Raw genomic sequence first — 23,500 nt, 5'->3', positions numbered from 1 at the left:
ATTATGCTTTGTCCCAGACAATTGTTCTTTCTATGAAAGCATTCATACAGTTTACATTAGGGTTATTTAGCCTCAGCCTCTTAGCTGGCTGCGGTGAAGAAATTGATCATAGCAAAATTCGTCAAAACGGTTTTGTTTATTGTGGTCAAGGCAGCCCAGCAACATTCAACCCGCAGTTGGTAGACAGCGGTATTACCTCTGAGACCTTGAGTCCCCAGATCTATAACACTCTGCTTACCTTAGATAATGATAATTACCAGCCCGTTGCAAGTCTCGCTACTGCTTGGCAAGTAAACAAACAAGGGACTGAGTACACCTTTGACTTACGTAAAGGCGTACAGTTTCAAACGACCGCTTGGTTTACGCCCTCACGCACCATGAATGCCGATGACGTTGTCTTCAGCTTCCATCGAATCATAGATAGCACCAGCCCATTTCATTATGTGGGCAGCGGCCTGTACCCTTGGTTTAGTGGTATCGACTTCAATAACCTTGTGATTGATGTGACTGCCCTTTCCGAGTACCGCGTCAAGTTTACTCTTAGCCGCCCCGACAATAGTTTTCTGTCTAACATCGCCACTAGCCATGCCGTGATTCTTTCAAAAGAGTATGCTAGTCAGTTAGAGCTGCGTGATGATAAAGGCATGATCGACTCTCATCCCGTTGGTACTGGCCCCTTCTATTTGGCTGAATATCAGGTTAACGATTTGATCCGCTTGAAGAAACACAAAGGCTATTGGAAATCGCAGCCAAAGATGGAACAAGTGGTATTCGATATTTCACAGCGTGGGACAGGAACGTTGGCGAAGCTGTTACGCAAAGAGTGTGATGTGCTCAATTCACCACTCTCAAGCCAGTTACCGATTATTGAACAGAGTGACGACGTTAAGCTGACAGCAAAACCTGCAATGAATATCTCTTTTGTTGCTGTAAACACCTCGCACCCAGCGTTGAATGATGCTCGCATACGCAAAGCTCTGAATTACGCGATAAACAGACAGAACATTCTCGATTCAGTCTACTATGGCACTGGCAGTCAGGCTTATTCTGTCTTACCTCCCTCGTCTTGGGCATATCAGAAAGACACTATCCAGATTCGTTATGACCGTAATTACGCCATCGCGTTACTACGAGAAGCGGGATACAGCAAAGGGTTAGAGCTGACAATGTCAGTGCCTCTAGAGCCACGTGCTTACAACCCTAGCCCTAGAAAAACGGCCGAATTAATCCAAGCAAACTTGGCCGATGTTGGCATAAAACTCAACCTGTTAACCAACGACCGCTACAGTCGTGGTGATGTGGATAGCAACGCCAATATTGACCTGTACTTAACGGGTTGGATTGCGAATACTGGCGACCCTGACAATTTTTTACGACCGCTGCTGTCGTGTGATTCAGATCGAGTGGGTCTTAATGTATCCAGTTGGTGTAACCCAGACTTCGATTTCTTACTCGACCTAGCGCTTGAAGTCGACAAACTTCGTTACCGAAAGAATCTGTATAAACAAGCGCAAAATATTTTGAATGAAGAATTTCCTGTTATTCCACTCAACCACGGAATGCAGTTGCAAGCGCACGATAGTTCATTGAAAGGATTTAAAGTGAGTCCGTTTAACGCTCAGCCATTTGATACCGTCGAGAGGGTTCGCTAATGCTGCTCTATGCTGTTCGACGACTCAACCTATTTATCATTACTCTGCTGATCCTGACCATGGTTGGCTTTAGCATCTTACGCCTAGAGCCCAACTCAGCGTGGGCGCTACAAGATTTTTGGAGTGGTTGGCTAACCTACCTCGGCGAGTTAATGCAACTTAATTTCGGCGTCAGTAAAACCGGCGTGGCCATCGTTGATGAGCTGAAAACCGTCTTCCCCGCAACGTTAGAACTGTGTTTGATTGCCTTTTCTATCTCTCTGTTTATTGGTATTCCCATCGGTACTCTGGCGGGTATGAAACAAGGTAAGTGGATCGATACGGCAATCTCATTTACTTCAATGTCAGGTTATTCGGCTCCGCTATTCTGGATTGCACTACTGATGATCATGGTGTTTTCCCTGCATTTTGAAATCTTCCCTGTTGCGGGTCGTTATGATCTGCTCTATCAGATCGATCATGTCACAGGGTTTGCCATCATCGATGCTTTCTTTGCTAATGGAGCTTATCGTGCTCACGCATTGCAAAGTGTTATTGAGCATCTCATTTTACCTTGTTTAGTCCTAGCACTGGCCCCAACAACACAGGTAATTGGCTTGATGCGTACATCGGTAGCTGAAGTGATGAGCCAAAACTACATTCGTGCTGCGCGCATAAAAGGTCTCTCGACCCACGAGATTGTCACTCAACATGTCCTGCGCAACGCTATCCCACCGATCATTCCAAAGATTGGTGTTCAGCTGTCTAGTATGCTCACTCTGGCGATCATCACTGAATCGATTTTTAACTGGCCTGGCATCGGTCGCTGGCTTCTTGATGCACTTTCTCAACAAGACTATGTCTCTATTCAAGCAGGGGTGATTGTTGTTGCTACCTTCGTGCTAACCGCAAACATCTTGTCGGATTTGATTGGCGCTATGATCAACCCGCTAGTAAGGAAAGAGTGGTATGCTAACCGATAACGTCTATCAAGAAGAACATATCCCAACCCAATTCGAGCGATTCTGGCGTAGCTTCCGCGCTAACAATTTAGCGATGTTCGGACTGTGGTGCCTATTATTCATCATTGTCATCACTCTGTTATCACCTTGGATCACGCCTCATGACCCACAAGCTCAAACTGGTGAGCTTTTGATCCCACCTTCATGGAATCCAGCGGGGACTGTTGAATATTTCCTTGGTACAGACGACCTAGGGCGTGACATATTGTCTCGCTTGATTGAAGGGTCAAGATTCACCTTTGGTGCCGCATTCCTTGTCACGATTATCGCCACTGTTGTAGGTTGTGTTATCGGCGTTCTCGCGGGTATGACGAAGGGTTTGTTATCAAGTACGTTAAACCATCTACTCGATACCGTGATGTCGATTCCGTCGCTGCTGCTTGCGATCATCTTCGTCGCATTTCTTGGTTTTGGCGAGTTCAATATCTTACTTGCGATCTGTTTAGCCCTGATCCCACGCTTTATTCGATCCGTCTATATTGCCGTCCACACAGAAGTCGAAAAAGATTACATCATGGCGGCAAGGTTAGACGGCGCGAACGACTTCTATCTGCTCTGGAACTCGATCTTACCTAACGTACTTGTTGTGGTCGCCAGTGAAGTAACCTTGGCTTGGTCTATTGCTATTTTAGATATCACTGCGCTTGGATTCTTGGGTCTGGGTGCACAAGCCCCCAGCACCGAGTGGGGTGCGGTATTGGGTGACTCTGTCGAGTTGATCTACTTGGCACCATGGACGGTGACACTTCCTGGTCTAGCCATCATGTTTACTGTAATTGTGATTAACCTCGTTGGTGAAGGTGTTCGCCAAGCGCTAAATGCGGGGATCGAGTAATGCCGTTGTTAGATATCCGCCACCTCACTATTGAGATCGAAACACCACAAGGCATGATGAAAGCCGTAGACCGAATGAGCCTAACCATGAATGAGGGCGAGATTCGTGGTTTAGTAGGTGAATCAGGTTCAGGTAAAAGCTTGGTCGCAAAAGCGATTGTCGGTGTCTGTAAAGACAATTGGAAAGTGACCGCGGACCGAATGCGTCTCGGCAACGTGGACTTGTTGCAACTCACGCCAAAAGAACGTCGCCGGGTCATAGCACGTGACATCGCGATGATTTTCCAAGAGCCATCAACCTGCCTCGATCCATCAGAAGAGGTAGGAAAACAGCTGATTGAAGCGATTCCTTCTCGTTCATTTGAAGGAAAATGGTGGCAACGCTTTAAATGGCGTCAAAAACAGGCGACCGCTTTGCTGCATAAAGTGGGGATTAAGAATCACCAACAGATCATGCGCAGCTACCCATATGAGCTGACCGACGGTGAATGTCAGAAGATCATGATTGCAATGGCAATTGCTGCCAAGCCAAAACTGCTGATCGCCGATGAGCCAACGAACGATTTGGATCCGATTACTCAGTCGCAAATTTTGCGTCTGTTGAGTCGAATGAACCAGATTCACAATACCTCTATCCTATTGATTGGTCACGACTTAACCACTATTACTCAGTGGGCAAATCGTATCACTGTTATGTACTGTGGTCAGTCAGTAGAATCAGCCGATACCAAAAAGATACTTAGCAAGCCGAAGCACCCTTATACCGTTGCGCTACTTAAAGCGATGCCTGACTTTAGTGATTGGATCCCACACAAAGAGAAGCTGCAATCGTTGCCAGGAACCATTCCTCCATTGCAGCACTTGCCAATCGGATGCCGACTTGGTCCGCGTTGCCCATATGCACAGCGCCAATGTGTAGAAATACCTATGACTCGAAGAATCAAGAATCACAAGTTTGCCTGCCACTTCCCGCTCAACATGGAGAAGAAAAAAGCATGAGTGCCCTATTAGAAGTCACCGACTTATCAAAAACCTTTGTCACTCGAGCCGGACTCTTTCGTAAAAAAGTTCACGAGGCGGTGAAACCTGTCAGCTTTAGTCTTGAGGCAGGGCAAACCATTGGCTTTATCGGACAGAATGGCTCAGGGAAATCGACCTTAGCACGTATGCTATCTGGCGTAGTCGAACCGACATCGGGCGAAATAAGAGTCAATGGTGAACGCTTAGAGCATGAAGATTACTCGACACGCTGTAAACTGATTCGAATGATTTTCCAAGACCCAAATACCTCATTAAACCCGCGCATTCAAATTGGTCGCATTCTGGAAGGGCCTTTGAAACGAAATACCAGCATGCCTCCTGAAGCGCGAATCAAACGTGTCAAAGAGACGTTACTGCGTGTCGGCCTGTTACCTGAACACGCGTACTTCTATCCGCAGATGCTTGCGACTGGTCAAAAGCAGCGTGTTTGTCTTGCGCGAGCGCTGATATTGCAGCCATCCATTATAGTCGCGGATGAAGCCCTAAACGGTCTCGACATGGCAATGCGTTCTCAAATCATTAACCTGTTTTTGGAATTGCAGGAGGAAATGGGCGTTTCCTTCATCTATGTATCGCAGCATATCGGCGTAGTAAAACACATTACCGATAAAGTGATGGTGATGCACGAAGGTGAAGTGGTAGAAAGTGGAGAGACTCATCAGGTACTCTCTTACCCAGAACACCCTATCACTCAAAGATTGGTAGAGAGCCATTTTAACAAGGCAACCTGCTTCAAATAGGATACGAGATGCTAAGGATAGCGTTAATCAGTCTACTCTCTTTCACGCTGCCTTCTGCGGCGCTCGCTTATTCCAATCAACAGACTTGGCTTGATACTCGCTTTGTCGAGAGTGCATTTGTCAATGTCGCCTTACGCAACGAGTATTCCGCAGGGAAAAAGCCTCTGGTGAAATGGAACAAGCCAGTGCGCATCTGGGTCGACCATAGGGTTCCTGACAGCGAACTGCATGATGAGTTAACCAATGCCCACATTCGTCATCTTGCTGCGATCACTGGCCACTCCATTACCCGAGTTTCATCACGTGAACAGGCAAACATTATCTGGATTTTTACTCAGGAATCTCAGTGGCGTGAGGACATTGAACGTGAGCTTGGCAAGCCTGCCTTGGATAATGTTTATGGTGCCATTTGTAAAGCGGGGTATCGGCTCAATCCCGATAGCTCTATGTCTGGTGCCGCCGTCATTATTCCTGTCGACCAAGCAAGAGAACACGGTAAACTGCTCGCTTGTATTGTTGAAGAAATCACTCAGGTCATGGGATTACCTAACGATTCAGAAAGTGCATACCCCTCTATTTTCAACGACCAAACCCCTGAAGATCTGCTGTCTCCACTGGATGTTATACTGCTCAAGTTACTCTATGAACCCGAATTAAAGACGGGAATGAGCGAACAGGAAGCGAAGCCAGTCGTTGCTAACATTTTGCGTAGATACAAAAAAAACGGCACGCTGGAACGAGCCGTTTCTGTTGCTAAAAGTGGCGAACTATTTCAGCTCATTGGCTACTAATTAGCGCGCTTTTTTAGTTCAAATTCGAATTCATCAGGGTAAAGAACGACCCCTTCTTCGTTGTCATTCGGGAAAACAACAACTGACAACTCATCATCTTCCAGACCATGCGTCCAACGGCTAAACCATTTTGCAGTCGATATTGATTCTGCTTTGCAATGTTCCCAGTCCCCCGTTGCCCATTGAGTTGCGAACTCCTCATGAGGCCAAACTGGGACACAGTCTTCATCTTCTGTATTGAGCATTACGCAGCCATGTTCATCGGTCAGAATCCATACTTGACGATGTTTCGCGATCTCTTTAATACAGTAATTAAATCGCTCATCAGGACGCATCTTGCTAACGGTTTCTAACTGCTCTTTAGATAGTGACATTTTTGTTCCTCTAAATAAAACGCCCACGGCGAAAGCCATGGGCGTTTAAAATTCATTGAGCTGGAAATTAAGCCAGTTCAGTTTGAAGCCAAGGCCAGCCTTGTTTCTTACGGCTTAGAGTGTTTTCCATCATAAGCATGCCATCTTTCTCATGCTTAACAAGCTTCTCTGCCCACTCACCCTTATAAAGTAGGCGAGTTTGCGCTGTTGTGATGTCGGTTAGCATTACTGCTGCAAACGCTAGGCCTTCTTCAGAACAACGACGCTCTAGGTCCGCTTCTAGTGCATCGATCATGCCGTCTACTTGCTCTAGTGTCGCAAGTTCAACCTGACCAACTACAACGTCACGACCGTTGAATGGGTAACCTTTTAGATCTTTTTCTACAAGTTGTGCCGCAGAAAGACCTTCGATATCTGTTTTAGCGATCAGTAGATCTTTAATGAATGCATCAACATCACATACATCAGCGATTTTGGCTAACTCTTCAACCGCATCTTTGTCTTTCTGAGTGCATGTTGGAGAAGCGAAACCTACTGTATCAGATAGGATAGCTGACATCATAAGCTTAGCAATTTGAGGCTTAATCTCATGACCTTCAATCTTAAACATGTTGAACAGTACAGTGTTAGTACAACCAACAGGCCAGATCCAAGCTTCCATTGGGTTCACTGTCATCACATCACCTAGACGGTGGTGGTCAACGATACCAAGAATTTCTGCTTCAGCCACATCATCCGGCGCTTGTGCTAGATCTGAGTAGTCTACTAACCAGATTTTCTCACCCGCTACCGAAGTACGTAGTTCAGGAACTTCTGCACCCGCAACTTCAAGAATATGTTGGGTTTCACGGTTAATCTCACCTTGGCGAATCGGCATAGCTTCAACACCACGAGCTTTCAGTAGCTCTGTCGCTACCAACGCACTACAGATACTATCGCTATCAGGGTTCTTGTGACCTACAACTAGAATCATCTTTTTTCCTATCTGACTAAATTTCTTCCCATACGATGGGTCATTACTCACGAGGGCAATATTTTACCTGATTCTGATAATTTGTCATCGCCTAGGCGAGAATATTTCGGCATAAGCAATGACTATTCGATTCATTGCACACCGCTCGACAATTAAGTTTAGCACTTATCACACTCTTTCGTGATTGAAGCGTCGCCCCCCTTTGGTCTCAAATACGCATCATCTTGCTAACCCCAATCATCAAGGAAAGTTAAAAATCATTATTGAAAATAATTCTCATTAGCATATTATTGATAATAATTCGCATTAAGGTTCGATATCTATGAGTCACTCACGCCTTTTACAAACCTTGCCGAACTGGCTAACACTGGCGCAGTTCGCTCCAGCTTACAAACGCTTGCTGCTGCCCGTTGCTTTAATTGTGCTCGTGGTTAATCCAACCACTAGGCTGGTTACTGTCAACACCCTATCAGACGCCTTCTGGGCTGTATCGAGCTACGTTGCCGTTACCCTCGCGATTTATCACTATCTATCGGGCTTTTTCAGTCAAAACAATCGCATTGTTAACCTTTATCAAAACTCACGAAATCATCAGGTCTTGTTTGCCGCACTACTTGGCGCGTTGCCAGGTTGTGGCGGTGCGATTATCGTCACCACACAGTTTGTCAGTGGGCGGGTTGGATTTGGCGCAATCGTTGCGGTACTTACCTCGACAATGGGGGATGCGGCGTTCCTTCTCCTCGCCAGTAAACCGGATATCGGTTTTGCGATTATCGGCCTTGGGGTAATCGTGGGCTGTGTTTCTGGCTGGATGGTGAACGAGATCCATGCCGACGACTTTTTACGACCCGACACTCAACGAATCACCCCTAGCGTAGATGTGTGTCGCATCGCGACCAGACGCGTTGAACTGCATGCCATCAATTTACAAGGTGTGTTTTGGAAGTGGCTATTGGTTCCAGCAACCGCCATCGCCTTTATGGGATCTTTTCAACTCGACATCAATCAAATACTCAGTTTGCCAACCATGACTATTGAGTGGATAGGAACGATATTGATCATCAGTAGCACTCTGCTCTGGTCTCTCACTAAAGAGATAAAAGACTACGAATCTACCGTGGCAGAAGATGCTAAGCAGGTCTCATCACATCCTATCCAGAAGGCAGCACAAGATACCAACTTTGTCACGGCTTGGGTGATCATTGCGTTTATGGCGTTTGAACTGTTTAGCTTCTTCGGACAAGTCGATATATCGACGAGCTTCGCGGGTTTAGGCGCTTGGATGCCCCTAATCGGTCTTGCTGTTGGGCTACTGCCAGGATGTGGGCCGCAAATTCTGGTAACCAGTCTCTATATTGCTGGCTTGGCGCCACTGTCCGCTCAACTAGCCAATGCGATATCTAACGATGGAGATGCGCTCTTTCCTGCTATCGCACTCGCTCCTAAGGCAGCACTAGTGGCGACCGTCTATTCAGCGATTCCGGCATTTCTCGTCGGTTACGGCTACTATTTTCTATTCGAAATTTAGCACTATCAGTGTCTAAGGCTAGGTCATAAGACCCAAATAGCGCCCCACTAGAGGGCGCACCTATTACGTTATCGATGAATCGCGAATATATCCTCGATGACAAAAAAGCCGCTTGTTCAGACTGCGGCTTTTTGTTTGACTTTTTTCGGTACGTCTATGTCGCCGAAACTACTTATGACGTTCCTTTAATTTGTTGATGACGTCATTCATCGACAAGCCCTGATCTTGAAGCAGAACCATCAAGTGATAAATAAGATCTGCAGACTCACAGATTAACTCCGCCTTATCGCCCGACGTCGCCGCAAGCGCGACTTCAACGCCTTCTTCGCCCACTTTTTGCGAAATACGCTTGGTACCACGGGAATATAAGTGTGCAGTATAAGAAGACTCAGGGTCGGTGTCCTTGCGGGCAACCAGTAGCTGCTCAAGTTGATGAAGCCACACCATTTGAGTCTCTTCTTGCTGATCGGCATCCCAACACGTTGTGGTTCCCGTGTGACAAGTTGGACCTATAGGATCGACTTTAACCAGTAACGTATCCTTGTCACAGTCAAGGGCAATATTCTTCAGTTGCAGAACATTTCCGGACGTTTCGCCTTTGGTCCATAGACGCTCTTTAGTTCGAGAAAAAAACGTCACCTGTCCCGTTTCCCCGGTTTTAGCCAACGCATCTTGATTCATGTAGCCCATCATAAGGACTTGGCTAGACTGAAAGTCCTGGACTATTGCTGGAACTAATCCATCCACCTTATCCCAATCAATTCTCTCTGCCAGTGTATTCACTTCCGCTGCGGTAAAACTCATAAACGCACCTCTACACCTTGTTGTTTCAGATACTGTTTTAGCTCACCAATGTTGATGACCTGCTTGTGGAATACCGAAGCCGCCAGCGCACCATCTACATTCGTTTTTTGGTATGCCTCAGCAAAGTGCTCCATTGCACCTGCGCCGCCGGAGGCAATCAGTGGTACTTTGCAAACTGCACGTACCATATTGAGTTGTTCCAAATCGTACCCGTTGCGAACACCATCTTGGTTCATCATATTCAATACGATTTCACCAGCACCACGCTGTTGTACTTCTTGTACCCAATCACGTGTTTCCCATTGAGTCGCTTTCGTACGCGCCTCATCACCCGTAAACTGATAAACCTGATACTTGCCTGACGCTTGGTCAAAGTAAGAGTCGATACCAACGACAATGCATTGTACGCCAAACTTATCCGCGAGATCGGTAATTAGCTGTGGATTCGCTAACGCCGGTGAGTTGATCGAGACCTTATCTGCGCCAAACTCTAAAATGCGAGCGGCATCTTCGGCAGACTTAATGCCACCAGCGACGCAGAAAGGTATATCAATCACTTCAGCCACTCGTTTAACCCAACTCTTGTCTACGACACGACCATCGCTCGAGGCAGTAATGTCATAAAAAACAAGTTCGTCTGCACCCTCTTCAGCATAACGCTGAGCAAGCGGTACAATGTCGCCGATGATTTCGTGATTACGAAACTGCACGCCCTTGACTACTTGCCCATCACGCACATCAAGACACGGAATTATTCGCTTTGCCAACATGCAAATGCCTCCTTTGCAGTAAACTTACCATCAAGCAGTGCTCGACCAACAATCACGCCTGCCACACCGCTGCCTTTCAGAGCTTCGATATCTGCCAGAGAACCAATACCACCGGATGACTGGAACTGAACTTGAGGGTACTGCTTACACAGATCAACGTAGAGTTCTACATTTGAACCTTCTAACGTACCATCACGCGAGATATCGGTACAAAGCACGTGTTTTAGCCCAACGGTTAGATAGTCATCGATAAGCGCCTCAATCGTGACACCTGAGTCTTCTTGCCAGCCAGAAATCGCGACCTTACGTACACCTTGTTCGTCAATATTAATGTCGAGTGCTAGAACAATTTTCTCCGCACCGTACTTTTCCATCCAACCCTTTACCAGTTCAGGCTGCTTAACCGCGGTTGAACCGACTACAACGCGTTGTGCGCCCGCTTCTAGCAGATCAACCACATCCTGCTCACTGCGCACGCCACCGCCAATCTGAATGCTCGCTGGCGTACTAGCCAGTAATTTGGCAATCAAATCCAGTTGGCGTGCTGTTGTATCTTTCGCACCAGTCAAGTCAACAAGGTGAAGCCAATCCGCCCCTGCCTTGTGATAGAGGTTGAACTGTTCGGCCGGATCGACTTTGTATTCTGTTACTTGGCCGTAATCCCCTTGATATAAGCGAACTACCTGGCCTTCAATTAAATCTAATGCTGGAATAATCACTAAACTATTTCCCTTTGATTCTTTAAATTACAGCTCTAAAAAGTTCTGAATAAGCTTCGAACCGGCTTTAGATGAGCGTTCTGGGTGGAACTGGACACCATAGTAATTGCCACTTTGAACCGCAGCGGTAAACGGATTACCGTAATCGCATTGTGCGATGGTGTATTCACCAACAGGCATGGCGAAACTATGGACGAAGTAAAAGTATTCTCCCTCTTCGATACCTCTAAATAGAGGGTGATCGGGTTTGGCTTTCACCGTATTCCAGCCCATATGAGGCAGTGGCAGATCACCAGTGTCCATCAGTCGGACTTCACCTTGACAAAGGCCAAGACACTCAACGATTTCGTCTGCTTTTTGGCCTTTTTCTTGCGAAAACTTACCTAAAAGCTGCATCCCTAAGCAAATACCGAGCAGAGGCCTTTCTACCTGTTTAACCAGCTCAATTAGGTCGCGCTCCTCAAGGTTTTTCATTGCTTCGCTCGCCGTGCCTACACCTGGCAGAAACAGCTTATCTGCGGCCAAAACGACTTGAGGATCTTTCGATATGCTCACTTGGTAACCGAGACGTTCAATGGCAAATCTCACTGAAGAAACATTGGCACAACCGGTATCAATAATGACAACTTTCTGATCTGTCATAACTCTATCCTTACAATACGCCTTTGCTGCTTGGTAACTCTGTGCCTTCTACCTTAATCGCTTGACGAAGCGTGCGACCAAAGGCTTTAAACAGACTCTCAATGATGTGGTGGTCGTTGTCACCGGCTGATGAAAGGTGCAAAGTACACGCTAATGTGTCAGTCAATGAACGGAAGAAGTGAACGACCATCTCTGTCGATAAGTCACCAACCTGTTCACGGCTAAACTGGGCATCAAATTTAAGATATGGACGACCCGATAGGTCCAGAGCACATTGAGCTAAACATTCGTCCATTGGTAAACTAAAGCCAAAACGGCCAATACCACGTTTATCACCCAGAGCATCTTTCAACGCCTGTCCTAAAGCTAGAGCGGTATCTTCAATGGTGTGGTGATCATCAATATGCAGATCGCCTTCAACCTGACAATTCATTTGGAAACCGCCGTGTGTAGCGATTTGATCCAGCATATGGTCGAAGAAACCTAATCCGGTAGAGATCTGGTTTCCACCTTGCTCATCCAGATTTACTTTGACTTTGATATCTGTTTCCTTCGTCGTACGAACCACTTCTGCGACACGAGCTTTTACCGTCAAGTCCTTGAGGATCTGCTTCCAGCCCATCGTTTCCGGGTTGTATTGAATACCGCGAATCGCCATGTTTTCAGCCAATTGCAAGTCTGTGTGACGATCGCCAATAACAACGGAGTTCTGGAAATCAACCTTACCGCCCTGCAAATACTCTTTAACCATGCCTAGCTTAGGCTTACGACATGAACAGTTGTCTTCTTCGAAGTGAGGGCAGATAAGAACGTCATCAAACTTGACGCCTTGCGACTCGAAAATGTCCATCATCATATTGTGCGGTGCATCGAAATCTTGTTGCGGATAGCTGTCCGTCCCTAGCCCGTCTTGGTTAGTCACCATAACTAAGCGATAGCCTGCATCTTGTAGCGACAGCAGACTAGGAATAACAAATGGTTCAAGCTTCAATTTGTCTAAACGATCCACTTGGAAATCAACCGGCGGCTCAACAATTAAGGTGCCATCACGATCAATAAAAAGGATTTTTTGCTGTTTACTCACGGGAACTTCCTTATTTCAAAATGGTTGGCAGCCGCAATCAGCCGCTGCCAATGATGCTTTAGTTATAATAATTTCTGATAAATCCGAGTGTCTTTTCACACTCATCACGGCTACCGATGCTGATTCGGACACAATTTTCAATTGGCGAATTACGTAAAATAATGCCTCGGTCCCAAGCGGCTTTAAATAGCGCATCACCATCAGGGAATTTCACTAATAAGTAGTTACCCCAACCTTCGAATATTTCTAGACCATGGATCATCGACAAACCAACCTGTAAGTAGGCGCGATTGGCATTGAGGTCCAATACCTGAAACTTAGCGCGTGCTAGGCCAGCTTCGGACAGAGCCTGAGTGGCGATTTCCGCGACAGGAATTGGCACGGGATAAGGCGCGATGACCTTGAGTAACACATTAATTAGTTCTTCGTTAGCGAGTGTAAAACCACAGCGAAGCCCAGCTAAGGCAAACGCTTTAGACAAAGTGCGTAAAATCGCCAAGTTCGGGTATTGCTCTAGCAGTCCGACGGTGGATGCCTCTGGACAAAAATCAATATAGGCTTCATCCATAACCACGATGGCTTTGTCTTTCGTCATTTCAAGTAAAGTGATGATATCTTCACGCTTGACTAGGTTGCCAGTCGGGTTATTCGGGCTACATACAAACACCAGCTTAACGTTTTCAAGGTTTTGTTCGATACCTTGTAAATCAAGCTGCCAATCCTGTGTCAGTGGAACTGTTTTGCGCTCAACACCGATAGTTTCAGCACTGATTGCATACATGCCATAGGTTGGAGGGCAATAGAGGATCGCATCCTCGCCCGGTTCACAAAACGCTCTAACGAGCAATTCGATACCTTCATCGGCACCACGCGACGTGAGTGTTTGCTCTGGTTTCACACCTGCGTATGCGGCATAAGCTGCGATCAGTTCTTTTGGCTGGCATTCGCTGTACCGGTTTAGGCGAGCGAAATCCGTTTTGTATTCATTATTAAACGGTGACTCATTGGCATTCAGCCATACATCCCCTGTCCCGCCAATGCGACGCGCAGAGAGATAAGGAGTGAGTTGTTGAATCTGTTTACGTGCTAGCTTTTCCATTGTCTCTACCTTACGCCTTTGCCAATTTTTCTACGCGAATTGTCACCGCTCTTTTGTGAGCATCTAGCCCTTCGGCTTCGGCCATAGTCACGACGGTTGGAGCAAGATTGATTAATCCTTCAGCAGACAGCTCTTGCACTGTCATGCGCTTAGAAAAGTCCGCTAAGCCGAGACTAGAATAAGTACGTGTGTAACCGTAAGTCGGTAATACGTGGTTAGTACCAGAGGCATAATCGCCCGCCGATTCTGGTGACCAATTACCCAAGAAAATAGAGCCTGCATTGTCAAGTAATGGCAGTAATTCTCTCGGCTGTTTGGTTTGTACTATTAAGTGCTCTGGACCGTAGTAGTTTGAAATCGATACCGCCTGAGTAATCGAGTCCGCGATAATAACCAAGCTTGAAGCCAAGGCTTTTTCTGCAATATCGGCACGTGACAACTGCTTCAACTGACGTTGTACAGCATCGATGACTTGATCGGCGATAATAGGTGATGGTGTCACAAGAACCACCTGAGAGTCTGGACCGTGTTCAGCCTGACTGAGCAGATCGGCGGCGATAAAGTCTGGCTCAGCTGTGTCATCTGCAATGACAAGTACTTCTGATGGTCCAGCAGGCATATCAATCGCAGCGCCACGGAAGTCGTTGCTCACCTGACGCTTCGCTTCCGTCACGTAAGCATTACCTGGGCCAAAAATCTTGTCTACTTTAGACACAGATTCGGTGCCGTAAGCCATCGCAGCGATCGCTTGGCCACCACCAACGTTATACACCTCATCAATACCACACAGTCTTGCGACATAGAGGATCTCATCCGCAATTGGCGGCGGTGAACATAACACCACTTTTCGACAACCTGCGATCTTTGAAGGAACGCCAAGCATTAATACCGTAGAAGGGAGTGGCGCACTTCCACCTGGGATGTATAAGCCGACCTTCTGGATTGGACGAGTGACTTGTTCACACAATACACCAGGTTGAGTTTCAACTTTAATTGGTTGCGGCTTTTGCGCTTTGTGGAACTTGGCAATATTAGAATAAGCTTGATTCAGAGCTTGCTTCATCGCATCCGTTAGACGATCACACGCTGCTTCAATTTCTTGCTCAGACACACGAATAGACTCGGGCTTAACGCCATCAAATTTTTCGGTCAGTTCGACCAAGGCTGCATCACCACCTGTGCGAACCTTTGCAATCACATCAGAGACGGCGGCAGTAATATTTGCACCTTCAGTAATCGCTGGACGCTCTAAAATCGAGTCCTGCTGAGATTCACTTAGCGATTGCCAGACAACTGTTCTCATGGTTGTTACCCCATCATTTTTTCGATTGGAAGGACAAGGATTGAGCTCGCACCCAGCTCTTTTAGCTGTTCCATTGTTTCCCAGAACAAGTTCTCTGTACTCACAAGGTGAACGGCAACTTTGTTTATCTCGCTTGATAGTGGTAGAACTGTTGGATCTTCCGCACCTGGAAGTAGCGCTTTGATTTTATCGAGTTTGTCTGTCGGCGCGTGCAGCATGATGTACTTAGACTCTTTTGCCTGCTGAACACCCTGCATACGAGTGAGCAGCTTTTCAATAAGCGCCTGCTTTTCAGCATCAAACTCACCAACACGTTGGATAAGCGTCGCTTTAGATTTGAAAATAATTTCTGCTTCTTTGAGACCATTGGCTTCCAACGTCGCGCCTGTCGATACCAAGTCGGCAATCGCGTCAGCCAAACCCGCTCGTGGCGCTACCTCAACAGAGCCAGTCAGCATACACGTTGAAAAAGGTACGCCCTGCTCGTCCATGTAGGCTTTAAGCAATTGTGGGTATGTGGTCGCGATACGTTTGCCCGCTAAATCTTGTGGACCGTTGTACTGAGCATCTTTGTCGATAGCAATAGATAGGCGGCAACCACCAAAGTCTAAGCGACGTAGTTGGACGAAGTCACATGGTTCACCCAGCGCTTTACGGTCAAGACGCACTTCTTCCAGTTCGTTTTCACCGATAAAACCAAGATCAACCACACCGTCCATAATAAGGCCAGGAATGTCATCGTCACGAACAAGCAACAGGTCAATCGGCATATTTAGTGAGTGAACCACAAGACGCTCACCCATGATATTGAATTTAACGCCGCACGTTTTTAGTAGAGTCTGACACTCTTTACTTAGGCGACCTTTCTTTTGGATTGCAATTCTTAGGCGTTGTGTTTGCATGACATTTTCCCTGTGCAAATATTTGAAATCGATAAACTTTTCAAGACTGTAAAACTGAAAAACCCTCGGAAGAGTTGGTCTCCCGAGGGTTCTAAATCTTGTAGTTTGCGATATTAGCCTCCGGGAGTTTCCTGTCTCCCGGGTATGCGTGCATCTCCCGAAAGACTAGACTGGGTGATGGTGATGATGAATATTCATGACTAAATTACGCATACTTAATAAGCTCTTCTGTTTCGCTTTGTTGTTATCCACACTAACTAAGCTATCAACATTTTTCAACCATTTATTTAAACTTTTTTCATTTTGTCATATACAAATAAAAAGGGAGCCGAAGCTCCCTTTAAATTTTTCGTTCAAATGATGTGGTTATGCGTTGTGGCAATTTGCCATTTTCGATTTAGACAATACCGAAAGAAGCACACAAATCGCGACGAAAGCAATCGAAGAAACCGCAAATGAAAGTCCAATTGAAGCAGTCATACCTAAGGTAACAAAGCCAATACACGAGACCGCCGCCACCGCCAGTGCATAAGGTAGCTGAGTGGATACGTGATCGATATGGTTACAACGCGCACCTGTAGACGACAGAATTGTGGTATCAGAGATTGGAGAACAGTGGTCACCGAATACCGAACCAGCAAGTACTGCACTTAGCATTGGCAGCATCAGCGCCAGATCCGTTGCACCAGCCATATCACCCGCAATTGGAAGCATGATACCGAACGTACCCCATGAGGTACCTGTCGAGAATGCCATTAAGCCAGATAGCAGGAACAAGATCACTGGTAACCAATGTGGGTTGATATTGCCTTGTGCAAGAGTCGAAAGGTACTTACCCGTGTTCATATCACCAATAACAGAGCCAATCGTCCACGCAAACACTAGAATAAGGATTGCACCAAACATTGATTTCGCACCAATCCAAAGCGTACGTGAGATTTCGCCCATCGCAATGCCCTGCTTAACCACGGTGAATAGTGCAAACGCAAGCCCGACTAAACCACCGTAGATAAGAGAGGTACCGACATCGGTATTCTCAAACGCACCCAGCAGATTAAATTCGACACCATCAGCAGCCAACGCTTGGCCACCGGTGTAAAGCATTGAAGCAACAGTTGCGATGATCAGGAATACAATTGGCAAGATCAAATCTAATACTTTACCGCCTTCGCTCTCGCGAATATCCAGCTCTTCATTCAACTCATGCGCTTCTTGGCTATCTTCAGCTTGTTCTGCGCTAAACCCATGTCCACGCGATGCTGCAATCTCATGCTCACGCATTTTACCAATGTCTAAGCCAAACCAAGCTACCGCAAACACCATTAGCAGTGCAAAAATCGCGTAGAAGTTCATTGGAATCAGACGTACATACGCACCAAGCGCAGAGTATTCAGTGATGCCATGAGAAACAAGAATGCCACCGATGATCGTCATGATGTAGGCACCCCAGCTCGAAGCCGGCATGATCACACACATAGGTGCTGCGGTTGAATCGAGGATATATGCCAGTTTCGCACGTGATACGTAAAAACGATCCGTCACAGGACGAGAGATGGCACCTACCGCCAAGCTGTTAAAGTAATCATCAACAAAAATGAAAACGCCTAAAAAAGCAGCCAGTAATTTTGAGCCACGTTTACTCTTAACACGTGTTTGTGCCCACTCAGCAAAAGCACGAGTTCCGCCGGAAAGCGTCAGCAATGCCGTCATCATACCCAACAGGATAAGGAAACCAACAATGCTCATATTCCAAACGTTTAAGCCGCCATCTTCAACAAAAACACTAGATACCGTTGAACCGACGTAACCCAGCGTATTTGCTGCAGAATAGTCATTTAGTAAGATAGCGCCAAGTAAGATACCGACACCGAGTGATACCAAAACGCGGCGCGTTACGATAGCAAGACTCAAAGCCACTAATGGTGGCAAGAGAGAAATAGGAGATGATGCAAAATCAATTAAATTCATGATCTTCAAAAACCAGTAATAAATGGTTAGAGATCTACTGCAGACTAATTGAAGGAAATCATTTCCTAACAATTAAGTGAAATTAGCGACGAGCAAGCGAATGCTTAACCCAGCCCTACAGTAGCGCTCCATAGTTTTACAAATTATAGACTATGGCAGTGTTACCCCTTTCGGGTGCAACCCCAGCAAGCATCGTTGATATGAATACTCACTTCGGCGAAATAACCTTTCCTGTTTGTTCATTGGCATCACCCCAACAAACATTACTGATTTATTCCGCGCCTCTACCGCGATGTGTAAAATATTAAACTACCGAAAAGTCAATTTAACAATAATTTAACCCGACAATCGCATTAGGTTCCAGCCATTGTACTTAACCTGAGAGTCGATTCAACATATTATTCGATTTTATTGTTAATTTGTCCCATTCGAAGCGACTGACTAAGATTCCATGACGGATGAATAGTCATCCGGTTTAATAGTCACTACTATTTAGCCGGTAATAATAGATGCGCAGGGAAAACAAGCTGACCCTATATGGTCTTTATTGACTCTGATTAACATACCCACATTAACAACGTGTATATATGTCTTAAAGTTAAAACAGTAACAACCCTACAATTAATAGGATTGATATATAGCTCTTCCCATATTGATATGAAACTGTAATAACAGTAACTCTGTCGTAATTTAATTAATCAGATTTACGACTCTATTGCGCTCTTCGCTTTTTAATTCATTGAGACAGCAACAGCGAAACATCCGCTGTTTTTTATATTTTTTATTGCAGAAGATTGTATTATTTAAATTTGAAGTTTATGATTCATTTATCGACAACTTATATACGAAGAGACGAATTAATGTCGGAACTAACTAAAACACTATTAAACATCCGTAGCCTACGTGCTTTCGCACGTGAACTAACACTAGAGCAACTTGAAGAAGCGCTAGATAAATTAACGACTGTTGTTAGTGAACGTAAAGAAACAGAAGAAGCTGAACGTGCTCAAGCTGCTGAACAAGAAGCGAAGCTAGCCGCAATTGCAGAGCAAATTGCAAGCGACGGTATCGACGTTGAAGCATTAATTTCTGCACTTGCCGGTGAAACTAAAGGCAAAGCGAAATCTAAGCGCGCTCCTCGTCCTGCAAAATATAAGTACACTGACAGCACTGGCCAAGAGAAAACATGGACAGGTCAAGGTCGTACGCCTTCTGCAATTCAAGAGCTATTAGACGCTGGTAAATCTCTAGACGATTTCCTAATCTAATCAGTCAACGTTTGTTACAAGCAATTAAAAAAAGCGCCCATTGGGCGCTTTTTTATCGCTAACAAACCTCACTCGAGTGAGGTTTGTTATTTATTCGTTGATTAACGTTCCCAATACGCTTCTTCCAAGCTATCTTCACGCTCAGGTAAACCACGAGACAAACGTGGTGAATGCTGAACTAAAACTTCATAACTCGCTCGGTTAGAATACTTACAAACTTGCGAGAAAGAGGAGTAAGTCAAATATGAGTACGCATGTTTACTTGAGTTAGGCACGTTTTCTTTGTGGTACTTATTTGCCGCCATATCATGCAATAACGCCGATAGTGCTGCATCCCCCGCTCCGTTGGTATTTTTGATTTTTTCCGGACCACCCATATATGGCGAAATATGAGAGTAAACTCTAATTGGATTCTCACACAAGTCTTTTGAAGCTGGTCGGCTAAATTCATAACGGTTGAATTCTGCAATACTACCAGGAAGAAGAGGCAAAGACGTTTCACGTTTAGCTGAATCCTCAGTGTAGCCAGCCATAAATAGACCAACAGGACCCGCAGTACATAATACTAAATCAACCCATTCCAGAGTTTTATCTGACGCCGCTAGAGGATCAGACTCACCCGTTAACGCTTCTGCTTCATCTTCATTCATTGCAACGACACTAACGTGATCACGTAAGAAATCCTGCCAGAATTGAGGATCGTCTTGAATCACAAACTTAGTTCCAAGTGTCAGTACGACCGGCACTTCATATTTCTTAGCATATTCAATCGCTCTCATCGTCGCTTCAGGCATCGGATCGCCCTCTTTACAACGAACCAAGTAAGCCGTTAGTACTAAAGCCGATGCGTTCTTGAATATTTTCTCAGGAATATTGTCAGGGTGAAGCTGGTTCATTTGCCCTTCACTGATTGCAAATGTGCGTTCACCATCTTCGGTAATAAGAGCAAAACAGCGGCCAATTGCACCATCAACACCTTGCAGATAATTGAGATCCATTCGGCTAGAGGTATTACATAGGTAGCGGTAGCCATAACTACCAATTTTAATATCTTGGCTCATTACACCCAGAAGTGTCGAACGATCATCCGCTAATACTGAGTAATTATGAAGCGTATTACCGATGGTACCACCAGCGTATTCATTGGTGATAAGTTGGCTTTCTTTCAACTCGTTATATAACGCTTCAGCTGTCTCATCATCAATAACCAGTGAGTGTCCCTTACTCAGCTTATATTTATCAATCAACTCGCTGTTTACTTTCGCTTCAATATCTACCAAGGTTTGATCGATACCAATAATGTGCGTACGCGACATTTTTTTGCTTTCTTGTGATTGAGTCACAAGCGGATCGCGAGCGTGAACAGGAAAGTAATGCTTCGATTTGCGTTGACCAGGAAATTTCATATTGATGATTCTGAATAAGGGATGAAAGGATGCCGGATTCTACCTCGCCCTTTTTAGCGCGGCAACTAGAGGAATTATAGCAAACGTTTGCAATCGTAATTAAATCTGAGGCGATTTAGTATGTATTAAATAAGAAGGGATTTTCATTAACAAAGTGGCTGATTGTTGCTACTTCGAGCACATTCGCTCTCCGTTCCCAAACAGAATGTCAGATCTCACATTCAATGTCACTGAGACCTGATCAAATGTGATATGACGGATTACTCGCCTTCCATAAAGCTAAGATCCGGTAAACTTGCTAGATTTTCAGAGTAACGCTTTAGGTTGAACTCACCGTCGTTTTTCATGACATCATAAATCTCAATAGCCACGGCACAAGCCATCATGGCAATGGCGTCTTCACGGGAGGTGCCTGTCATCATCAAACGCATCAAAGTCTCTTTGACTTTAATTGGGTTTCCATCCTCTAGCTGATTTTCAATCACCTCAATCAATTGTTGCTCTTCGATGATTTGGTTCTGGTCGCTCATTTCAGTTGCTCTGTGTAACTTGAATTTCTGCAACTATGCCATATATAGATTCTCTATACTCAATTATTCTCAGGTTTCTGTCAGTGATTGAGGGGAAATTGACCAAAATCGAAGTGTGAGTTCGATCTCGGATCTGTCCCCTTGCTATGCTTTCTGATAAAATCTGCCTCCAGTTTATTTAAGTGGTGTTTAGTAATGTCTGACAACTGTACTGATAACAGTCAAAAGAAAGTCATCGTTGGCATGTCCGGCGGTGTGGATTCATCCGTTTCTGCTTATCTTCTTAAGCAACAGGGCTATCAAGTTGAAGGCCTATTCATGAAAAACTGGGAAGAGGATGACAATGAAGAGTACTGTACAGCAGCTGAAGACCTTGCAGACGCGCAAGCAGTGTGCGACAAACTAGGCATCCACCTACACACCATTAACTTTGCAGCGGAATACTGGGACAACGTGTTTGAGTATTTCCTAGCTGAATACAAAGCAGGCCGCACGCCAAACCCAGATATCTTGTGTAATAAAGAGATCAAATTCAAAGCATTCCTCGAATTTGCTGATGAAGTTCTTGATGCTGATTACATCGCTATGGGTCATTACGTTCGCCGTACGTTCCCGACGGCTGAAGAGCTTGCAGCAGGTGAAAAACCTAAAATGCTGCGCGGCCTAGACAGCAACAAAGATCAAAGTTACTTCCTCTATACGCTAAGCAGCGATCAAGTGGCACGCAGCCTATTCCCTGTTGGTGAGTTAGAAAAGCCTGAAGTTCGCCGTATTGCAGAAGAACAAGATCTGATCACCGCGAAGAAAAAAGATTCCACGGGTATCTGCTTTATTGGTGAACGTAAGTTTACCGATTTCCTAGGTCGTTACTTACCTGCTCAACCAGGCGATATAGAAACACCTGAAGGTAAAGTGATTGGCAAGCACAATGGCCTGATGTATCACACTCTTGGCCAGCGTAAAGGTCTGCACATTGGTGGTCAGAAAGGCGGCGGCGGTAATGAAGACCCATGGTTCGTTGGCGAAAAAGATCTCAAACGCAACGTTCTTATCGCGGTGCAGGGTAAAGATCACCCAATGTTGAAGTCTCAAGGACTTATCGCTTCCCAATTGCACTGGGTTGATCGTGAAGCGATTAAAGAACCGTTACAATGCACTGTGAAAACTCGCTACCGTCAAACAGATATCCCATGTACTATCATCCCTATTGATGATGAGAACATCAAAGTCATCTTCGACGAGCCGCAAATTGCGGTGACACCGGGACAATCTGCTGTTTTCTATCAAGGTGAAGTCTGCTTAGGTGGCGGCATCATCGAAGAGCGAATTTAATTTATCTTAATCATTGGAGTAGAATTACGTGGCTAACACACTTTATGACCGCACTATCGCATTTGCTGGAATCTGCCAAGCTGTTGCTTTGGTACAACAAGTCGCTAAAAACGGTCACTGTGACTCTGACGCGTTTGAAACTTCATTAAAAGCGATCTTAAACATTAACCCTGCAAATACGGTCAGTGTTTATGGTCGTGAAGTCGATTTGAAGCTGGGGCTAGAATGTTTGGTCAAAGGAATCGATAGCACCCCTTCTGGCAGTGAGATTACCCGTTACATCATTAGTTTGATGGCATTAGAGCGCAAGCTTCAAAGCCGTAACGATGCGATGTCACAGCTCGGCGACCGTATCCAAATGCTCGAACGCCAACTCGATCACTTTGATTTACTCGACGAACAGATGCTGAGTAACCTTGCCAGCGTCTATCTTGATGTCATTAGCCCAGTGGGGCCTCGCATTCAAGTAACGGGGACACCTTCTGTGCTGCAACAGACTACAAATCAACATAAAGTTCGAGCTCTGCTGTTGTCTGGCATTCGCAGCGCGGTACTATGGCGACAAGTGGGCGGTAAGCGTCGTCACCTCATCTTTGGACGAAAAAAGATGGTAGAACAAGCACAGATCCTACTTGCGAGAATGTCATAATTAATTCCCAGCTCGTGCCTTAGCGCGAGCTGTTTCTTTATACCAAAATAAACCCCGCGCAAACGTTTGCGCAATATTCGTGACAAATCA

Annotated in this window: 23 protein-coding genes, 1 riboswitch and 1 other annotated feature; of the genes, 10 read left to right on the top strand and 13 right to left on the bottom strand. The window is 45.6% G+C overall.

Features of this window, described 5'->3' with window-relative positions; all coding sequences use genetic code 11:
- Positions 1 to 32 precede the first annotated feature (32 nt).
- The 6 genes from sapA to ACQEXT_RS02770 are packed head-to-tail and all read left to right on the top strand — an operon-like array spanning position 33 to position 6,059.
- Positions 33 to 1,652 (top strand): ABC transporter substrate-binding protein SapA, encoded by a 1,620-nt coding sequence (gene sapA / locus ACQEXT_RS02795; protein WP_426950538.1) that lies wholly within the window; start codon positions 33 to 35, stop codon positions 1,650 to 1,652.
- Complete coding sequence (locus ACQEXT_RS02790) at positions 1,652 to 2,614, top strand: ABC transporter permease (protein WP_138970323.1); 963 nt, start codon at positions 1,652 to 1,654, stop codon at positions 2,612 to 2,614. The genes sapA and ACQEXT_RS02790 overlap by 1 nt, the downstream gene beginning before the upstream one ends.
- Positions 2,601 to 3,488, top strand: a complete 888-nt coding sequence (gene sapC / locus ACQEXT_RS02785) for a putrescine export ABC transporter permease SapC (RefSeq protein ID WP_138970322.1) — start codon at positions 2,601 to 2,603, stop codon at positions 3,486 to 3,488. The genes ACQEXT_RS02790 and sapC overlap by 14 nt, the downstream gene beginning before the upstream one ends.
- A complete protein-coding gene (locus ACQEXT_RS02780) occupies positions 3,488 to 4,486 on the top strand; it encodes an oligopeptide/dipeptide ABC transporter ATP-binding protein (RefSeq protein WP_426950537.1) in 999 nt (332 codons plus the stop codon). Before sapC ends, ACQEXT_RS02780 begins: the two co-directional genes overlap by 1 nt.
- Positions 4,483 to 5,268: an ATP-binding cassette domain-containing protein gene (locus tag ACQEXT_RS02775; protein WP_138970320.1), complete on the top strand. Its 786-nt coding sequence runs from the start codon at positions 4,483 to 4,485 to the stop codon at positions 5,266 to 5,268. The genes ACQEXT_RS02780 and ACQEXT_RS02775 overlap by 4 nt, the downstream gene beginning before the upstream one ends.
- Positions 5,269 to 5,276: 8 nt before the next feature.
- The gene (locus ACQEXT_RS02770) at positions 5,277 to 6,059 is read left to right on the top strand and encodes a DUF2927 domain-containing protein (protein WP_426950535.1); all 783 of its coding nucleotides are present in this window, start codon (positions 5,277 to 5,279) and stop codon (positions 6,057 to 6,059) included.
- Here ACQEXT_RS02770 and ACQEXT_RS02765 read toward each other — a convergent pair.
- Both ACQEXT_RS02765 and ACQEXT_RS02760 read right to left on the bottom strand, forming a co-directional pair.
- Positions 6,056 to 6,433 (bottom strand): DUF2750 domain-containing protein, encoded by a 378-nt coding sequence (locus ACQEXT_RS02765; protein ID WP_138970318.1) that lies wholly within the window; start codon positions 6,431 to 6,433, stop codon positions 6,056 to 6,058. The two genes, ACQEXT_RS02770 and ACQEXT_RS02765, sit on opposite strands and share 4 nt — an antisense overlap.
- Positions 6,434 to 6,500: 67 nt before the next feature.
- Positions 6,501 to 7,406, bottom strand: a complete 906-nt coding sequence (locus ACQEXT_RS02760) for a manganese-dependent inorganic pyrophosphatase (RefSeq protein ID WP_269377291.1) — start codon at positions 7,404 to 7,406, stop codon at positions 6,501 to 6,503.
- A 322-nt stretch (positions 7,407 to 7,728) separates the two neighbouring features.
- Here ACQEXT_RS02760 and ACQEXT_RS02755 point away from each other — a divergent pair, with 322 nt between their 5' ends.
- On the top strand, positions 7,729 to 8,934 hold the full coding sequence (locus ACQEXT_RS02755) for a putative manganese transporter (RefSeq protein WP_426950533.1): 1,206 nt from the start codon (positions 7,729 to 7,731) through the stop codon (positions 8,932 to 8,934).
- Positions 8,935 to 9,102: 168 nt separating this feature from the next.
- Here ACQEXT_RS02755 and hisIE read toward each other — a convergent pair whose 3' ends face one another.
- The 9 genes from hisIE to ACQEXT_RS02710 all read right to left on the bottom strand — a co-directional run bounded on the left by hisIE (position 9,103) and on the right by ACQEXT_RS02710 (position 18,225).
- Entirely contained in the window at positions 9,103 to 9,738 is a 636-nt protein-coding gene (hisIE, locus tag ACQEXT_RS02750) for a bifunctional phosphoribosyl-AMP cyclohydrolase/phosphoribosyl-ATP diphosphatase HisIE (protein WP_426950532.1), read from the bottom strand.
- Positions 9,735 to 10,508 carry an imidazole glycerol phosphate synthase subunit HisF gene (hisF, locus tag ACQEXT_RS02745; protein WP_138970314.1) on the bottom strand — a complete coding sequence of 258 codons (774 nt, stop codon included), beginning with the start codon at positions 10,506 to 10,508 and terminating at the stop codon, positions 9,735 to 9,737. The genes hisIE and hisF overlap by 4 nt, the downstream gene beginning before the upstream one ends.
- Positions 10,490 to 11,227, bottom strand: a complete 738-nt coding sequence (hisA, locus tag ACQEXT_RS02740) for a 1-(5-phosphoribosyl)-5-[(5-phosphoribosylamino)methylideneamino]imidazole-4-carboxamide isomerase (protein ID WP_331415902.1) — start codon at positions 11,225 to 11,227, stop codon at positions 10,490 to 10,492. Before hisA ends, hisF begins: the two co-directional genes overlap by 19 nt.
- Before the next feature lie 27 nt (positions 11,228 to 11,254).
- On the bottom strand, positions 11,255 to 11,869 hold the full coding sequence (gene hisH, locus ACQEXT_RS02735; protein WP_426950530.1) for an imidazole glycerol phosphate synthase subunit HisH: 615 nt from the start codon (positions 11,867 to 11,869) through the stop codon (positions 11,255 to 11,257).
- A gap of 10 nt (positions 11,870 to 11,879) precedes the next feature.
- Positions 11,880 to 12,953 carry a bifunctional histidinol-phosphatase/imidazoleglycerol-phosphate dehydratase HisB gene (hisB, locus tag ACQEXT_RS02730; RefSeq protein ID WP_426950529.1) on the bottom strand — a complete coding sequence of 358 codons (1,074 nt, stop codon included), beginning with the start codon at positions 12,951 to 12,953 and terminating at the stop codon, positions 11,880 to 11,882.
- Positions 12,954 to 13,011: 58 nt separating this feature from the next.
- The gene (gene hisC / locus ACQEXT_RS02725; protein WP_426950528.1) at positions 13,012 to 14,052 is read right to left on the bottom strand and encodes a histidinol-phosphate transaminase; all 1,041 of its coding nucleotides are present in this window, start codon (positions 14,050 to 14,052) and stop codon (positions 13,012 to 13,014) included.
- A gap of 10 nt (positions 14,053 to 14,062) precedes the next feature.
- Positions 14,063 to 15,355, bottom strand: a complete 1,293-nt coding sequence (gene hisD, locus ACQEXT_RS02720) for a histidinol dehydrogenase (RefSeq protein WP_426950527.1) — start codon at positions 15,353 to 15,355, stop codon at positions 14,063 to 14,065.
- Positions 15,356 to 15,360: 5 nt separating this feature from the next.
- Entirely contained in the window at positions 15,361 to 16,257 is an 897-nt protein-coding gene (hisG, locus tag ACQEXT_RS02715) for an ATP phosphoribosyltransferase (RefSeq protein ID WP_138970308.1), read from the bottom strand.
- A gap of 53 nt (positions 16,258 to 16,310) precedes the next feature.
- Positions 16,311 to 16,447: a sequence feature (His leader region), on the bottom strand.
- Between the two features lie 176 nt (positions 16,448 to 16,623).
- Positions 16,624 to 18,225: a Na+/H+ antiporter NhaC family protein gene (locus ACQEXT_RS02710; RefSeq protein ID WP_426950526.1), complete on the bottom strand. Its 1,602-nt coding sequence runs from the start codon at positions 18,223 to 18,225 to the stop codon at positions 16,624 to 16,626.
- Positions 18,226 to 18,338: 113 nt separating this feature from the next.
- Positions 18,339 to 18,520, bottom strand: a riboswitch (Lysine riboswitch).
- Between the two features lie 565 nt (positions 18,521 to 19,085).
- Here ACQEXT_RS02710 and ACQEXT_RS02705 point away from each other — a divergent pair.
- Positions 19,086 to 19,493 carry an H-NS family nucleoid-associated regulatory protein gene (locus tag ACQEXT_RS02705; protein WP_426950525.1) on the top strand — a complete coding sequence of 136 codons (408 nt, stop codon included), beginning with the start codon at positions 19,086 to 19,088 and terminating at the stop codon, positions 19,491 to 19,493.
- 101 nt (positions 19,494 to 19,594) lie between these two features.
- Here the strand turns inward: ACQEXT_RS02705 and ACQEXT_RS02700 are convergent, their stop codons facing one another.
- Positions 19,595 to 20,899 carry an inosine/guanosine kinase gene (locus tag ACQEXT_RS02700; RefSeq protein WP_426950524.1) on the bottom strand — a complete coding sequence of 435 codons (1,305 nt, stop codon included), beginning with the start codon at positions 20,897 to 20,899 and terminating at the stop codon, positions 19,595 to 19,597.
- Between the two features lie 260 nt (positions 20,900 to 21,159).
- Positions 21,160 to 21,429: a hypothetical protein gene (locus ACQEXT_RS02695; protein WP_426950523.1), complete on the bottom strand. Its 270-nt coding sequence runs from the start codon at positions 21,427 to 21,429 to the stop codon at positions 21,160 to 21,162.
- A gap of 195 nt (positions 21,430 to 21,624) precedes the next feature.
- Between ACQEXT_RS02695 and mnmA the strand changes: the two genes are divergently transcribed.
- Complete coding sequence (mnmA, locus tag ACQEXT_RS02690; RefSeq protein WP_138970303.1) at positions 21,625 to 22,761, top strand: tRNA 2-thiouridine(34) synthase MnmA; 1,137 nt, start codon at positions 21,625 to 21,627, stop codon at positions 22,759 to 22,761.
- A gap of 28 nt (positions 22,762 to 22,789) precedes the next feature.
- Complete coding sequence (gene hflD, locus ACQEXT_RS02685; RefSeq protein ID WP_426950521.1) at positions 22,790 to 23,410, top strand: high frequency lysogenization protein HflD; 621 nt, start codon at positions 22,790 to 22,792, stop codon at positions 23,408 to 23,410.
- Positions 23,411 to 23,500 lie beyond the last annotated feature (90 nt).

It is taken from the genome of Vibrio sp. TRT 29B02, assembly GCF_050113655.1.
GTDB lineage: Bacteria > Pseudomonadota > Gammaproteobacteria > Enterobacterales > Vibrionaceae > Vibrio.
Note: the sequence above shows the minus strand (reverse complement) of the source record. Positions and strands in the feature narration are given on the sequence as shown.

Excerpts from the sequence above, each read along its gene's own strand:
- sapA (WP_426950538.1), top strand. The coding sequence starts at position 33 with ATGAAAGCATTCATACAGTTTACATTAGGGTTATTTAGCCTCAGCCTC.
- ACQEXT_RS02790 (WP_138970323.1), top strand. The coding sequence starts at position 1,652 with ATGCTGCTCTATGCTGTTCGACGACTCAACCTATTTATCATTACTCTG.
- sapC (WP_138970322.1), top strand. The coding sequence starts at position 2,601 with ATGCTAACCGATAACGTCTATCAAGAAGAACATATCCCAACCCAATTC.
- ACQEXT_RS02780 (WP_426950537.1), top strand. The coding sequence starts at position 3,488 with ATGCCGTTGTTAGATATCCGCCACCTCACTATTGAGATCGAAACACCA.
- ACQEXT_RS02775 (WP_138970320.1), top strand. The coding sequence starts at position 4,483 with ATGAGTGCCCTATTAGAAGTCACCGACTTATCAAAAACCTTTGTCACT.
- ACQEXT_RS02770 (WP_426950535.1), top strand. The coding sequence starts at position 5,277 with ATGCTAAGGATAGCGTTAATCAGTCTACTCTCTTTCACGCTGCCTTCT.
- ACQEXT_RS02765 (WP_138970318.1), bottom strand. The coding sequence starts at position 6,433 with ATGTCACTATCTAAAGAGCAGTTAGAAACCGTTAGCAAGATGCGTCCT.
- ACQEXT_RS02760 (WP_269377291.1), bottom strand. The coding sequence starts at position 7,406 with ATGATTCTAGTTGTAGGTCACAAGAACCCTGATAGCGATAGTATCTGT.
- ACQEXT_RS02755 (WP_426950533.1), top strand. The coding sequence starts at position 7,729 with ATGAGTCACTCACGCCTTTTACAAACCTTGCCGAACTGGCTAACACTG.
- hisIE (WP_426950532.1), bottom strand. The coding sequence starts at position 9,738 with ATGAGTTTTACCGCAGCGGAAGTGAATACACTGGCAGAGAGAATTGAT.
- hisF (WP_138970314.1), bottom strand. The coding sequence starts at position 10,508 with ATGTTGGCAAAGCGAATAATTCCGTGTCTTGATGTGCGTGATGGGCAA.
- hisH (WP_426950530.1), bottom strand. The coding sequence starts at position 11,869 with ATGACAGATCAGAAAGTTGTCATTATTGATACCGGTTGTGCCAATGTT.
- hisC (WP_426950528.1), bottom strand. The coding sequence starts at position 14,052 with ATGGAAAAGCTAGCACGTAAACAGATTCAACAACTCACTCCTTATCTC.
- hisD (WP_426950527.1), bottom strand. The coding sequence starts at position 15,355 with ATGAGAACAGTTGTCTGGCAATCGCTAAGTGAATCTCAGCAGGACTCG.
- hisG (WP_138970308.1), bottom strand. The coding sequence starts at position 16,257 with ATGCAAACACAACGCCTAAGAATTGCAATCCAAAAGAAAGGTCGCCTA.
- ACQEXT_RS02710 (WP_426950526.1), bottom strand. The coding sequence starts at position 18,225 with ATGAATTTAATTGATTTTGCATCATCTCCTATTTCTCTCTTGCCACCA.
- ACQEXT_RS02705 (WP_426950525.1), top strand. The coding sequence starts at position 19,086 with ATGTCGGAACTAACTAAAACACTATTAAACATCCGTAGCCTACGTGCT.
- ACQEXT_RS02700 (WP_426950524.1), bottom strand. The coding sequence starts at position 20,899 with ATGAAATTTCCTGGTCAACGCAAATCGAAGCATTACTTTCCTGTTCAC.
- ACQEXT_RS02695 (WP_426950523.1), bottom strand. The coding sequence starts at position 21,429 with ATGAGCGACCAGAACCAAATCATCGAAGAGCAACAATTGATTGAGGTG.
- mnmA (WP_138970303.1), top strand. The coding sequence starts at position 21,625 with ATGTCTGACAACTGTACTGATAACAGTCAAAAGAAAGTCATCGTTGGC.